A 13,367-nucleotide genomic window follows, 5' to 3' on the forward strand; every position below is an offset into this window, starting at 1 on the left:
CAGGCAGACTTCGTCGACGACCCCCGCGCGTGCGTGCAGAAGGCCGACGGTCTGGTCGCCGATGTCGTCGCACAACTCGTCGACGGCTTCGCCGACGCACGCTCGAACCTCGAACGACAATGGGGTCGTGGCGAGGAAGGTTCCACCGAGGACCTGCGCGTCGCCCTCAAGCGCTACCGGGATTTCTTCGACCGCCTCTTGCAAGTGTGAGACCGGGCGTCAACGAGGAGGTCCAGGCCGGGCGGGCCCTCCGGCTCTGACGGCCCCGCGCCTGCCGAGGCGAAGCCGCCTCGGAAGGCGTCACGGTTGATCCGCGAACCACCCGTCGACCTCGTCGGCGGCCTGGAGCAGCGCTGCGGCCAGTTCACGCGCCTGACCACTGGTCAGGCCATCGGGGCGCCCGACGATCTCGATGCTGCCCGGGGACACGACGGACCCGTCCGCCCACTGATGGCCCACGGTGCCCACGACGATCGTCCGGCCGCTGATGCCGCGTGCCACTCCGAAAAAGGGCCGTGACGGGATCGGTAGGTCGTATTGCCACGGAGCGACGTAGTCCGCGCCTGCTGGCTTCTCGGTGGTGGTCGTCATGATGTCGTCCTCGTCATCAGAGCGGGAGCAGCGACGAAATCGCCTGTGTCAGCGACTCTTCGCAGCGAGCCGTGGTCTTGCGGCCGTGATGCAAGCGTGCTCGACGGGTGGGCTGGCCGGTGTCCGCTGAACGGTCCCTAGCCAGGATGAACCGTGTGTCACCCATTTGGGGGACACACCGACGAGTTTGGCGCGCTGCGCAGCTCCCAGAACGCAGTCAGGCCCCCTCGAAAGGGGGCCTGACCAGTGTGGCAGGTGCAGGATTCGAACCTGCGTAGGCGTAAGCCGACGGATTTACAGTCCGCTCCCATTGGCCGCTCGGGCAACCTGCCGGGTGCTGCGCCAATCCCGACCCGGGTTTGGTGCGAGTAGCAGGGTACAACGAGGATGGTCCCAATACGAAAACGCACCAACCGAGAGGGGACGGAACCAATGGCGGATTCATCGTTCGACGTCGTGAGCAAGGTCGACCGTCAAGAGGTCGACAACGCCCTGAACCAGGCTGCGAAGGAGCTGTCCACCCGTTTCGACTTCCGAGGCACCGACACCACCATCGAGTGGCAGGGCGAGGAGGGCATCATCCTGGTCTCCTCCACCGAGGAGCGCGTGAAGGCGGCCGTCGACGTCTTCAAGGAGAAGTTGATCCGCCGCGACATCTCCATGAAGGCGTTCGACGCGGGCGACCCGCAGGCGTCGGGCAAGACGTACAAGGTGATCGGCAGCATCAAGCAGGGCATCAGCAGCGAGGACGCCAAGAAGGTGACCAAGCTCATCCGCGACGAGGGCCCCAAGGGCGTCAAGGCGCAGATCCAGGGCGACGAGATCCGGGTGAGCTCCAAGAAACGCGACGACCTGCAGGCCGTCCAAGCCCTGCTGCGCGGTGCCGATCTCGAGTTCGCGGTGCAGTTCGTCAACTACCGCTAGTCCGGGGCGCACGTCCGGTGGGCAGCACGAATCCCGCCGTGCGGCCCATGGTCGCCGGGTAGCCACGGCACGCCGCGGCAACGCTCGAATCGCCCTCCCGCACCTTCCGTCGGCAATACCCTGATCGCCATGGCACCAGCGCAACGCGAACCCAACGTCGTCGTCCTCGGTGGAGGGTCCTGGGGCACCACGGTGGCCTCCATCTGTGCCCGCCGCGGCCCGACGCTGCAGTGGGTGCGTTCCGAGGACACCGCCGCCGACGTCAACGACAACCACCGCAACAGCCGCTATCTGGGCAACGACGTCCTGCTCCCCGAGGCGCTGCGCGCCACCACGGACTTCTCCGAGGCGGCCAACTGCGCGGACGTCATCGTCATGGGGGTGCCGTCGCATGGCTTCCGCGGCGTGTTGGAGGAGCTGGCCAAGGAGTTGCGGCCCTGGGTCCCGGTGGTCTCGCTGGTGAAGGGTCTCGAGCAGGGCACCAACTACCGGATGTCCGAAATCGTCGACGAGGTGCTGCCGGGCCACCCGGCCGGAATCCTGGCAGGACCGAACATCGCCCGCGAGGTCGCCGACGGTTACGCCGCCGCGGCAGTCCTGGCCATGCCGGACCAGCATCTGGCCGCCAACTTGGGAAAGCTGTTCCGCACCAAGCGCTTCCGCACCTACACCACCGACGACGTGGTGGGCGTCGAGATGGCAGGCGCGCTGAAGAACGTCTACGCCATCGCCGTCGGCATGGGCTACTCGCTGGGCATCGGCGAGAACACCCGCGCCATGGTCATGGCCCGCGCCGTCCGTGAGATGTCCAAGCTGGGCGAGGCCATGGGCGGACACCGTGACACCTTTGCCGGATTGGCGGGCATGGGCGACCTGATCGTCACCTGCACCAGCCAGCGCAGCCGCAATCGCCACGTCGGCGAGCAGCTGGGCGCTGGCAAGCCGATCGACGAGATCATCGCGTCGATGAACCAGGTCGCCGAGGGCGTGAAGGCCGCCAGCGTCATCATGGAGTTCGCCAACAAGTACGAGTTGAACATGCCGATCGCCCGCGAAGTCGACGGCGTCATCAACCACGGCGCCACCGTCGAGGACGCCTATCGCGGACTCGCCGCCGAGAAGCCCGGCCACGAAGTGCACGGCTCGGGCTTCTGACCGTTCCTGCGGGTGAAATCTCGACGTTGAGGCATCGATCTAGATCCTTTGCTGCGATCATCGAATCGTGACCACTCGCGTCCTCAGCCGTTCGGCCGAGCGGCACGCCGTCGGTGGCTTCCTGGCCGCGGCACGGTCGGCACCGACGGTCCTGGTCCTCGAGGGCGAGGCGGGCATCGGCAAGACCACGCTGTGGCTGGATGCCCTCGACCAGGCGCAGCGGCTCGGCTTCCGCGTGCTCGCCGCGCAGGCCACCGAGGCAGAGACCGTCCTGGCCTACTCCGGGGTCGCCGACCTGCTCGGCGACCTGGAGCCGGAAGCCTTCGCGCACCTGCCCGTCCTGCAGCGACTTGCGGTCGACCGGGTGCTGCTGCGCGCCGAGGGGGATCCGCTCGTCACCGATCATCGCGTGGCCGCGGCGTCGTTCGTCTCGATCGTCTCTGCCCTCGCCGCCGACGGACCCGTGCTGATCGCCGTCGACGACGTGCAGTGGCTGGACCCGTCGAGCCGCACCATCCTCGCGTTCGCCGCACGCCGGCTGCGGGGCCCCATCGGCATCCTCGCCACCGAGCGGTGCGATCTGGGCAAGGACACCACCAGCTCCTGGCTCCGGCTCGATCATCCCTCGGAGCTGAGGCGCAGCCGAGTCGGCCCGCTGGGCCTCGGAGCGCTTCACTCACTCATCTCGAGTCGGCTTGGGCGGTCACTGCCCCGTCGTGCGATGGTGCGCATCGAGGGCATCTCCTGCGGGAACCCCTTCTACGCGGTGGAATTGGCACGCTCGATGGCGGGCAGGCCGCTGTCGTCGGAACCTCCGCTCCCGGAGACCCTGTCCGAGCTGGTCCGCTCGAGGATCGGCCGTCTCGACGACGACGTCCGAAACGCGTTGTTGGGCATTGCATCTGTCGCCGCACCGACCATCGACCTGCTGGCCCGCCTCAATGCCGTCACGACCGACGAACTGCTCGAGCTGTTGGCAGGCGTGGAGACCGACGGCATCGTCACCATCGCGGCCAACCGAATTCGGTTCACTCATCCACTGCTCGCGCACGGTGTCTACACCGATGCGTCACCAGCCGCCCGACGCGCCATGCACCGCGCGCTGGCCGACATCGTCGACGGACCCGAGTTGCGCGCGCGGCATCTGGCGTTGGCGACGACGAGCCACGACGAGGCAACCCTGGCAGCCCTGGACGCCGCCGCCGACTCCGCCAGGGCACGCGGCGCCCCCGCCGCCGCGGCCGAGTTGCTCGACCTCGCCATCGGACTGGGCGGCGACAAACCGTGGCGACGGGTCCGCGCCGCAGGCGATCACTTTCAGGCGGGCACCACCGATCACGCGGAGAACCTACTGACCCCCATCGTCGACCAACTTCGGCCAGGAATGCTGCGCGCCATCGCGCTGAACCTGCTCGCCGCCATCCGCATCTACGACAACAACTTCGTCACGGCGACGGACCTCCTCACCCGCGCCGTCGACGACTCCAAGGACGTCCCGCCGATCCTGGTGCAGACGTTGATGCATCTGTCGTTCGCCCAGGGGCACGGCGCGTTCGCCGAGGGCACCCCGCCGCAGGGGATGTTCGACGAGGTCATGCGCAACGCCCGCGAGGCCGTCGAGGTCGCCGAGAAGTCCGGCATGCCCGGTCTGCAAAGCCAGGCCCTCACCCACTGGGTCGCCGCCCAGTTCATGCACGGCCACGGTATCGACGACGAGAGCCTGCGCCGCGCACTGGAACTCGAACCGCACGACGCCGACGTACCGATCCCCTTCAAGGCCAGCGCCTGCGACGCGCTCATCGACGCCTACGTCGGACGGCTCGACGACGCCAGGACGAAGATGATCGCCGTCGGCGAGCATTACCGTGAGCGCGGCTCCGACCACAACGTGATGAACGTGTCGTCCTACCTCGCGCTCATCGAGATGTGGAGCGGAAACTTCGCCGCCGCCACGGCCTTTGCCGACGAAGCGGTCGAGCGCGCAGAACAGCTCGGCAGCGGCGCCGTCGACGTCATCGCGCTGTCCATCCGCGCATCGGTCTTCGCGCACACGGGTCGCGAGAAGGACGCGCTGGCGGATGCGGACGCCGCGCTCGCGTCGGCCCACGCCTGCGACGCCCCCCGGATGGCCGAATGGCCAATGATGGCAAAGGGATTCATGGAACTGTCCCTCGGTAAGAACGCCGAGGCGCTGCGCACGTTCGACCCATTGATCGAGCGCCTCGGCATCGTGCCAGGCACCGAGATCATGGCGTGCTGGTACCTGCCCAACGCGGCCGAGGCGATGATCGCCCTCGACCGGTTGGACGACGCCGAGCCGCTGATTACGGCGCTGGAACGCAACGGCGCCGCGCTCGATCGCCCGTGGATGATCTCGGCGGGTGCGCGGTGCCGCGCGATGGCATTGGCGGCCAAGGGCGAGGTCGCCGCAGCCATCGACGCCGCACAGTACGCACTCACCCAGCACGATCGCACGGCCATGCGGTTCGAGCAGGCCAGAACCACCCTTCTGCTCGGCAAGCTGCAACGTCGGCGACGACAGAAGACTGCAGCACACGGGACGCTCTCGGCCGCGCTGGCCGCGTTTGAGGAGATGGGTACGCCGTTATGGGCAAACCAAGCCAGAGAAGAGCTGGCCCGCACCAACGTCCGGATGGCCGACGCGGCTCAGCTGACCCCGTCCGAACGCCGTGTCTGCGAGCTCGCCGCATCGGGAATGACCAATCGGGACATCGCCGCCCAGCTCTTCATCCACCCCAAGACGGTCGAGACGAACCTCAGTCGGGCGTACGCCAAACTCGGCATCCGGTCTCGGACGGAGCTCGGAAGGCGACTGCAGCAATCGCCCTCGGCCGAGTGACCTTCCGGACATAATTCTGAGCATGGCAGCAAAGAAGTCACCCCGTGCCGCAACGCCCGCGCCACCACCGCCGGCAAGCACTCCCACCCGACTGCCGAAGGCGAAGAACCTCAACGACGTCATCGCCAACTTCGACACCGTCATCGCGTGGTCGATCAAGGAGCCCAGCGGCATCGGCTACTTCGCCGTCATGTACAAGCGCGCGACCATCGCCATCGACGCGGCCATCAAGGCCAAGGACTTCGAGCATCCGGCCGTCATGGCCGAGTTCGCCATGATCTTCGCGCAGCGGTACTTCGATGCTCTCAACGCCTACCTGGAGCCTCGCGACTCAGAGAAGCCCACCCAGGTGTGGCGATGCCACTTCGTCGGCCTCGAGTACCCGGGGCCAATCATCTTCCAGCACTTGCTCACTGCGGTCGATGCACACATCAACCTCGACCTCGGCATCGCGGCGTCGTTGGTCGGGCGCGGCAACATGGACGGGCTGCGCTCCGACTTCGATCAGGTGAACAGGGTCCTCGCCAGCCAAGTGCAGTCGGTGCTGGTCGCCCTCGGCGACCTGTCGCCCTGGATCCAGCGGATTCGCGCCGTGATCCCCGACGAGACGGAGATCTTGGCGATCAACAAACTGTTGGTGGTGTTCCGCGACCTGGCCTGGTATTTCGCCCTGACGCTGGCAGACGCGGACGGGGACGAGGAACGCGTTCAGGCACTCATCGACGAACGCGATGGGTGGGCCGCTTGGTTGGGGACCGAGTACCTCGCCCCACCCGGCGCCATGGGCTGGTTGGTGCGCCTGATCGCCCGCGAAGAATGCCGAGACGTCAGGGCCGTCATCGCCCGCCTCAACCAGGGCGCCGATCATCCCGCCCCGACCAACCGGAAGTTCTTGGCTTGAGTCGCTAACTCGGCAGATTCACCGCAAGGTTGCCCGCCTCGTTCACCCGGACCGGGACGGGCCGGGCACCGCGGACACCCAACCTCCACAGCACGGCGTCAATCGCCCGGAACGGCGCCAAGAACGCGGGCTCGTCCAGATCGAACGTGTCGCAACGCTCTTCGGCAGACTCCTCCGCATCGAGAATGGCATTGACGGCACGCCGCGCAGCTTCGTTGGCACCTTCCATGGTGGCCAAATCGGTACTGGTACGGACGAAGTCGGCGGCGATGACGAAGTTGGGAATCTCGGTCTTCGCGTCGGGCCGATTCCGCCACGATCGATTCGTGTTGACCAACAGCGGATCGTCGTTGCGCGAGGGCGTACCCGTCTCGGTGTCGAAGTGGATCGCCGGATCGAGAAAACGGTGGAGCACGTTCGACTCGACCAGGCTGCCGTCGTCGATGTGAGCCACGATCTGCGCCCACACCTCGTCGAGGATCTGCTCCCTGGTGCACGCACTGGCCGGCAGACCGTTGAGTCCCGGTGTGTCCCAATCGGATATGTCCACGGACAGGATGCCTTCGATCCGACCATCGCCGCGGCTCTCCAAGTCGAGCTCCCAGAACTGCTGCTGGGAGATGGCCGTCAGGGCCCACTTGGAGTTGAGGAAGATCACGTGGCCGTGGACGAGGGGCACGTCGACGTCGAGGTAGTACATCGCCCCGGTCATCCACCGCGTGACCAACTCTCCGAGGCGACCGAGCCGCGGTTCGAGGGCCACCAGTTCCGGGTTTTGGTCGACGAGGGGCACCAGCTTCTCGACGGGCATCGCCGCCACGTAGTAGTCGGCCGCGATCTGGTGCCTGCCGACGGCGTTCTCGACCGTCACCCCGGCGATCTCGCCGTCGTCGCAGTGGATCCCGACCACCGCATGCCCCGGCACCAACGTCACCCCGTATCCGTTGTCAAGCAGTTGCAGCCATGGCTCGATCCACACCTCGCTGGTGGGTCCGTTCAATACCCGGTCGACGACCCCGTCGACCCGGGCCATGTCCTGCAGCAGCTGACAGAGCACCGCGCACCCGGTACGCGCCGACATCTCCTCGGCGCGGGCGGCGACGAGGGCGCGCGTCATGCCCTTGGCGAGGAACTCCTGGTATGCCTTCGAGCACTGCTCGGCCCTGACGAAGGTCCACCAGTCCACGACTTCGAATTCGGCCAGCCGTCGGTCATCGCATGCGGAGAGGTACTCGATGAGCTGGTTGAAGAACAAGACGTACTCGTGCAGAGGAATTCCCATCCGCACGGCGATCGTGTGAACGAACCTGGCGAGCCTGCCGAGGTCACCGAAGGTCGAAGGAAACCGGGTCGGAGCGACCATCTCGTTCTGCCCGGCGTCCTGAGCCATCAACATCTCGGTGGCGGGTGTGAGGTTGTCCTTGACGGTCTGGTCGCCGAACGGGATTTCGTCCATGGTGGCGTTGATGTGGCGGTAGAAGCCGGGAAAGAACCTGAATCCGTGCTCCGCCGGCAACGGGCCACCCGGGGGCACGGCAGAGTCCGGAACCGGGATGGACCGGGCCTTCCCGCCGAACTCGTCGCGCGCCTCGTACACGGTTACGTCGAAGCCACGTTTGGCGAGTTCGTGGGCAGCGCTAAGGCCGCCGACTCCGCCCCCCAGTACTGCCACGGAAGTCACCCGCCGATGATAAGCGGGCGGTACGGCCACTCAGTGGTGAAATGGGGTTATTCGCAACGGATGTCAGTTGAAGTACGGGTTGGAGCTCTCCGGCCGGTCCAGTAACGGGTTCGTCGGGTTGAGCACGAAGCTGCCAGCCGGGCTGATGATGAAGCCACCCTGGTCGTAGCTGTTGATGCACGACGTGACCGTGCCGTCCGTACCGCACGACACGTTGCGGAAGCCGATCTTGGTGCCGGGCTCCAGTCGCTTGGGCAGCGTCTCGAAGACGTACAGCGGCCGATCGGCGTTGGCGAACCCTGGCGGGCCGGTCTGGCCACCCGTCACGACGTTCGCGCCATTGGGGGCCGCAGGGATGGGTCCGCTGCACCCGTAGTTGCCGGTGCCGCGGCTGATGACGCAGGCGATGTCACCGGGCACCGCGAACGCGTAGATGGCGCCGTCCTGCATGGCGTACTCGGATGGCTTGACGGAGGCGAGCGCGTTGACGTTGAGGGGAGGCGGGGGCGGCGCTGGTTCTGGTTCAGCGACGGCCACTCCTGGCACGCCGATGACAGCTGCCCCCGCAGCTACCAGGCCGATCAGGATTCTGTTCAGCATCGGATCACCATAGACGGTGCCGTGTCGGCATGCACACATACCGCCAGACGCCTTATGCGACGGTGGCAAACGTGCGGCTCAGTACTGCCCGGGCCCTCGACCCGCCATCTGCTCGAGCCGTGCGATGCGCTCGTCGATGGGCGGGTGGGTGGAGAACAACTTGCCGATCTTCTCACCGGCACGGAACGGGTTGGCGATCATCAGATGTGCCTGGTCGGCCAGTTGCGGCTCCGGCGGCAGGGGTGCCAGCTCGACACCCCTGCTGATCTTGCGCAATGCACTCGCCAAGGCCAGTGGATCACCCGTCAGCTCGGCGCCGGACTGGTCGGCCTGATACTCGCGCGACCGGGACACCGCCAGCTTGATGACCGTCGCGGCGATGGGACCCAACAGTGAAACCAGAAGAATCGCAAAGGGATTGGTGCCGCCATCGCGGTTGCCGCCGAACATGCTGGCAAAGAACGCGAGGTTGGCCAACGCCGTGATCACCGATGCCATCGCCCCCGCCACGCACGAGATCAGAATGTCGCGGTTGTAGACGTGCGACAGCTCGTGGCCGAGCACCGCACGCAACTCCCGCTCGTCGAGGAGCTGCAGGATCCCCGTCGTGCAGCACACCGCGGCGTTGCGCGGATTACGTCCCGTCGCGAAGGCGTTGGGCGCCGCGGTGTCGCTGATGTACAACCGAGGCATCGGCTGGTGGGCCATCGTGGCAAGCTCCCGCACGATGCGGTACATGTCGGGCCGCTCCACCTCGCTGACCGGCTGAGCGTGCATCGCCCGCAGCGCCAACTTGTCGCTGTTGAAGTACACCCACGCATTCATGCCGAGGGCGAACAACACGGCCAGGAACATGATCGACCGGCCGAACAGCGCCCCGACGAACACGATCAGCCCGGAGAAAACGGCCAGCAACAGGAACGTCTTGAACCGGTTCGCGTGTGGATGCCAGGTCATGGGTGACCCCTCCTACTCGAAACCTTGAACCCTTCGCTGACCTAAACGCTCGGCACTGCGTCCAAGGTTCCGATCAACCGTGACGATTGACGGTGTAGTCGACCAGGTTCGCCAACGCCACCCGCCCCGGCAGGTCGGGCAGATTGGCCAGCTCATCGCGCGCTTCGGCCGCGTACCGCGCGACGGTCGCCTTGGCCTCGACGATGCCTCGTGACGAACGCAACAGCGCCAATGCCTCGGCGACGTCGGCATCGTCCTCAACGGGGCCCGCGAGTAGCTCGCGCAACCGGTCGGAGTCCGGACCGCTCTCCCGCAGCGCGTACAGGACGGGCAACGTGTGAACGCCCTCCCGCAGATCTGTCCCCGGAAGCTTGCCCGACTCGTCGGGATCGCTGTCGATGTCGATGATGTCGTCGGAGATCTGGAAGGCCGTGCCGACGATCCCCCCGAGCCTGCCCAGCCTCTGGATCTGTTGCTCGTCGGCCCCGGAGAACGTGGCACCGAAGGTGCCGGACGCCTCGATCAGGCAGGCCGTCTTCTCGTACACCACCTTGAGGTAGTGATCGACGGAGTCAACGTGCTCGGCCGCGCCGCGCGTCTCCCGCATCTGGCCCGTGACCAGCTGCGCGAACGTGTCGGCGATGATGCGCACCGCCTCGGGGCCCAGCCGCGAAACCAGCCGCGACGCCGTCGCGAATAGGTAGTCACCCGCCAGAATCGCGATGTTGTTGCCCCAGCGGGCGTTGGCGCTGTCCGCGCCGCGACGTACCTGCGCCTCGTCCATGACGTCGTCGTGATAGAGCGTGGCCAGGTGCACCAGCTCGATCACCGCACCGGCGACGGTCACCTGCCACGCGTCGGGCTCCGGGCCCAGTTGCGCCGACAGCACCGTGAACAGCGGACGGAACCGCTTGCCGCCCGCCTGGAACAGGTGCTGCACGGCCTCGGCCATCAGCTCATCGGCCCTGCCCAGCTCGGTGGCCATCAGGTCTTCGATGCGCGCCACTCCGTCGCGGACACTTGCCGCAAAGATGGCGTCACCGAAGTCCACGCCCGCGACCACGGTCGCTGGTGTCTTCATTGCTCCAACATACTGGGGGGCGTGGACGCGGGTACGGAGGGCAGGAGCGGAGCGACCGGGGAAGTTGGCACGGAGGGCAGGAGCGGAGCGACCGGGGATGGCAGAAAAGCCGACGTGGTCGTAATAGGTGCCGGACCCGCCGGTTCCGCCGCGGCGGCGTGGGCGGCCCGTCGCGGCCGCGACGTGCTGGTGATCGACTCGCAGACCTTCCCGAGGGACAAGGCCTGCGGCGACGGGTTGACTCCGCGCGCCGTCGCCGAACTGGAATTGCTCGGCCTTGGCCCGTGGCTCGACGGCAAGGTCCGCAGCCGCGGGCTGCGCATGTCGGGTTTCGGCGCCGACGTCGAGATCGAATGGCCTGGCCCGTCGTTCCCGGCCACCGGCAGCGCAGTCCCCCGCACCGAACTCGACGAGCGAATCCGCTCGGTCGCCGTCGACGATGGCGCACAGATGCTCCTGGGCACGAAAGCCGTTGGCGTCTCCCGTGATTCAGGCGCAAGGGTGACGTCGGTGACGCTCGACGACGGCAGCGAGGTCGGGTGCCAGGAGTTGATCGTGGCCGACGGCGCCCGGTCGACGCTGGGCCGTGCGCTCGGCCGCGAATGGCACAGGGAAACCGTGTACGGCGTCGCGATCCGCGGTTACCTCCAGACGCCCCGCAGCAACGAACCGTGGATCACGTCGCACCTCGAACTGCGCGCCCCGTCCGGTGAGGTGCTACCCGGTTACGGGTGGATCTTCCCGCTGGGCAACGGTGAAGTGAACATCGGCGTCGGCGCCCTGGCCACCGCCAAGCGACCCTCAGACGCCGCGCTGCGGCCGCTGATGTCGCACTACACCAAGCTTCGCCGCGACGAGTGGGGCTTCTCGGGTGAACCGCGGGCGGCCCTCTCGGCGCTGCTGCCGATGGGCGGTGCTGTCTCCGGCGTCGCTGGTCCGAACTGGATGCTGATCGGCGACGCGGCCGCGTGCGTCAACCCGCTGAACGGCGAGGGCATCGACTACGGCCTCGAGACGGGTCGGATGGCCGCCGAACTGCTTGGCAACGGCGACTTCTCCGAGGCCTGGCCTGCCGAATTGCACCGGCACTACGCCGCAGGTTTCTCGGTAGCCCGCCGCCTCGCCCTGCTCCTCACCGTCCCCCGCTTCCTACCCACCGTCGGCCCCATCGCGATGCGCTCCCACTTCCTCATGGGCATTGCCGTTCGCGTGATGGGCAACCTCGTCACCGACGAGGACGCCGACTGGGTCGCCAGAGCGTGGCGTCGGGCGGGGGCGGGTTCACGACGGTTGGATGCGCGTAAACCGTTCACCTGAGTGAGCATCCGTTCACCGTCGGGGGGCCCGCGCGTTGTCGCGCAGCACCGGCGGAGAACAGGGCGAACGCATATGATTCTGATGCCCCACCCCGAGTCGGGGACGACCCGGGCGGGTGAGGCCGGTCGTTTGCCAAACGTGCAACACGGGGAATTGGGAAGCGTGGGTGACAGTACGTCTCAATCAGATGTGGTGGCCGCGTTCCTGGAGTCCACACAGCAGCACCCCGCGATCCTCGTCATCGACGGGGAAGCCGGAATCGGCAAGAGCACGGCGTGGTCGAATGCCCTTCAGGAAGCCCGAACCCGCGGATATCGGGTGCTCTCGGCGCGCGCCAGCCAGACCGAATCGGCTTTGGCGTACGCCGTGCTGGCCGATCTGCTCGACGGCGTCGAACCCGAGGCCTTCGAGCACCTCCCCGATTTGCAGCGCGTGGCGATCGACCGCGCCCTCCTGCGCGGTGACGGATCCGGCCCCATCACCGATGAGCGAACGATTGCCGCAGCCTTCCTGTCCGTCGTGCATCTGCTCGCCGCGGAGACTCCGGTCATCGTGGCGATCGACGATCTGCAGTGGCTGGATCATTCGAGCCAAGCCGTCATCGCGTTCAGCACTCCACGCTTCAAGGGGCGGGTAGGCGTCCTCGTCACCGAGCGCACCGAATCCGAATCGGGGGGCGCCACGTGGCTGCGTTCCAACCGCCCCGACGGCGTCGAACGCATGCGCGTCACGCCGCTCAGCCTCGGCGGCCTGCACCAGGTGATTGCCGACCGTCTCGGCAGGACGTTCCCCCGCCCCACAATGGTGCGAATCGCGGACCTGTCGGGAGGCAACCCCTTCTACGCCCTCGAACTGGCCCGAGCGATGGACGGTCAGTCACAGACCGGCGACCCCGTCCTGCCGGGTTCGCTGTCGGAGCTCATGCGGGGACGACTCGGCGGGCTCAATGAGGACACCCTGACGGTCTTGCTCGCCGCCGCGTGCATCGGCGGCCCGACGGTCGACCTGCTCAGCCGGGCCACCGGCCGGTCCCCCGAACGCGTCGTCGACCTCCTCGAGGTGCAGGAGACCAGCGGCGTCGTCCAGATCGTCGGCAACCGCGTCCGGTTCGCTCACCCACTGTTGGCCCGCGGCGTGTACAGCATCGTCCGGCCGGCCAGTCGCCGACAGATGCATCGCACCCTGGCCGGACTGATCGAGCACCCCGAACTACGGGCCCGCCACCTCGCCCTGGCATCGCCGAGCGCCGACCCCGAAACCCTGGAGGCCCTCGATACCGCTGCGGTCGTCGCGCGGGCCC

General features: G+C 67.2%; 11 protein-coding genes, 1 tRNA gene and 1 pseudogene. 7 read left to right on the plus strand and 6 right to left on the minus strand.

Annotated features, from left to right (window positions below; all coding sequences use genetic code 11):
* Positions 1-210, plus strand: a pseudogene (locus ABW137_RS20385) (hypothetical protein); the annotation flags it as partial.
* 90 nt (positions 211-300) lie between these two features.
* Here ABW137_RS20385 and ABW137_RS20390 read toward each other — a convergent pair.
* Both ABW137_RS20390 and ABW137_RS20395 read right to left on the minus strand, forming a co-directional pair.
* Complete coding sequence (locus tag ABW137_RS20390) at positions 301-591, minus strand: hypothetical protein (RefSeq protein ID WP_526403252.1); 291 nt, start codon at positions 589-591, stop codon at positions 301-303.
* Between the two features lie 249 nt (positions 592-840).
* Positions 841-923 (minus strand) — tRNA-Tyr (locus ABW137_RS20395).
* Positions 924-1,023: 100 nt separating this feature from the next.
* Between ABW137_RS20395 and ABW137_RS20400 the strand changes: the two genes are divergently transcribed.
* From ABW137_RS20400 to ABW137_RS20415, 4 genes are all read left to right on the plus strand, one after another.
* Positions 1,024-1,515 carry a YajQ family cyclic di-GMP-binding protein gene (locus tag ABW137_RS20400; protein ID WP_526403253.1) on the plus strand — a complete coding sequence of 164 codons (492 nt, stop codon included), beginning with the start codon at positions 1,024-1,026 and terminating at the stop codon, positions 1,513-1,515.
* A gap of 129 nt (positions 1,516-1,644) precedes the next feature.
* A complete protein-coding gene (locus tag ABW137_RS20405) occupies positions 1,645-2,670 on the plus strand; it encodes an NAD(P)H-dependent glycerol-3-phosphate dehydrogenase (protein ID WP_526403254.1) in 1,026 nt (341 codons plus the stop codon).
* Positions 2,671-2,737: 67 nt separating this feature from the next.
* On the plus strand, positions 2,738-5,530 hold the full coding sequence (locus ABW137_RS20410; RefSeq protein WP_526403255.1) for an AAA family ATPase: 2,793 nt from the start codon (positions 2,738-2,740) through the stop codon (positions 5,528-5,530).
* 22 nt (positions 5,531-5,552) lie between these two features.
* The gene (locus ABW137_RS20415) at positions 5,553-6,431 is read left to right on the plus strand and encodes a DUF5995 family protein (RefSeq protein WP_526403256.1); all 879 of its coding nucleotides are present in this window, start codon (positions 5,553-5,555) and stop codon (positions 6,429-6,431) included.
* A gap of 4 nt (positions 6,432-6,435) precedes the next feature.
* On the opposite strand, the gene ABW137_RS20420 is transcribed toward ABW137_RS20415, so the two are convergent.
* The 4 genes from ABW137_RS20420 to grcC1 form a co-directional block, all read right to left on the minus strand.
* Positions 6,436-8,112, minus strand: coding sequence for a hydroxysqualene dehydroxylase (locus ABW137_RS20420; protein ID WP_526403257.1), 1,677 nt, complete (start codon positions 8,110-8,112; stop codon positions 6,436-6,438).
* A 63-nt stretch (positions 8,113-8,175) separates the two neighbouring features.
* A complete protein-coding gene (locus tag ABW137_RS20425) occupies positions 8,176-8,712 on the minus strand; it encodes a hypothetical protein (RefSeq protein WP_526403258.1) in 537 nt (178 codons plus the stop codon).
* A gap of 78 nt (positions 8,713-8,790) precedes the next feature.
* Positions 8,791-9,669, minus strand: a complete 879-nt coding sequence (gene htpX / locus ABW137_RS20430; protein ID WP_526403259.1) for a zinc metalloprotease HtpX — start codon at positions 9,667-9,669, stop codon at positions 8,791-8,793.
* 73 nt (positions 9,670-9,742) lie between these two features.
* Positions 9,743-10,750, minus strand: coding sequence for a nonaprenyl/(2E,6E)-farnesyl/geranylgeranyl diphosphat synthase (gene grcC1 / locus ABW137_RS20435; protein ID WP_526403260.1), 1,008 nt, complete (start codon positions 10,748-10,750; stop codon positions 9,743-9,745).
* 114 nt (positions 10,751-10,864) lie between these two features.
* On the opposite strand from grcC1, the gene menJ reads away from it, so the two are divergent.
* Together menJ and ABW137_RS20445 are read left to right on the plus strand one after the other, a co-directional pair.
* Positions 10,865-12,067 (plus strand): menaquinone reductase MenJ, encoded by a 1,203-nt coding sequence (gene menJ / locus ABW137_RS20440; RefSeq protein ID WP_526403262.1) that lies wholly within the window; start codon positions 10,865-10,867, stop codon positions 12,065-12,067.
* Positions 12,068-12,229: 162 nt separating this feature from the next.
* The coding region (locus ABW137_RS20445) for an ATP-binding protein (protein ID WP_526403261.1) at positions 12,230-13,367 on the plus strand (1,138 nt) is incomplete at its 3' end.

The organism is Mycobacterium sp., assembly GCF_040509115.1.
Classification (GTDB): domain Bacteria; phylum Actinomycetota; class Actinomycetes; order Mycobacteriales; family Mycobacteriaceae; genus Mycobacterium.

Bases quoted from the DNA above. Each gene is read 5' to 3' on its own strand.
- ABW137_RS20390 (WP_526403252.1), bottom strand. From the start codon at position 591: ATGACGACCACCACCGAGAAGCCAGCAGGCGCGGACTACGTCGCTCCG.
- ABW137_RS20400 (WP_526403253.1), top strand. From the start codon at position 1,024: ATGGCGGATTCATCGTTCGACGTCGTGAGCAAGGTCGACCGTCAAGAG.
- ABW137_RS20405 (WP_526403254.1), top strand. From the start codon at position 1,645: ATGGCACCAGCGCAACGCGAACCCAACGTCGTCGTCCTCGGTGGAGGG.
- ABW137_RS20415 (WP_526403256.1), top strand. From the start codon at position 5,553: ATGGCAGCAAAGAAGTCACCCCGTGCCGCAACGCCCGCGCCACCACCG.
- ABW137_RS20425 (WP_526403258.1), bottom strand. From the start codon at position 8,712: ATGCTGAACAGAATCCTGATCGGCCTGGTAGCTGCGGGGGCAGCTGTC.
- htpX (WP_526403259.1), bottom strand. From the start codon at position 9,669: ATGACCTGGCATCCACACGCGAACCGGTTCAAGACGTTCCTGTTGCTG.
- grcC1 (WP_526403260.1), bottom strand. From the start codon at position 10,750: ATGAAGACACCAGCGACCGTGGTCGCGGGCGTGGACTTCGGTGACGCC.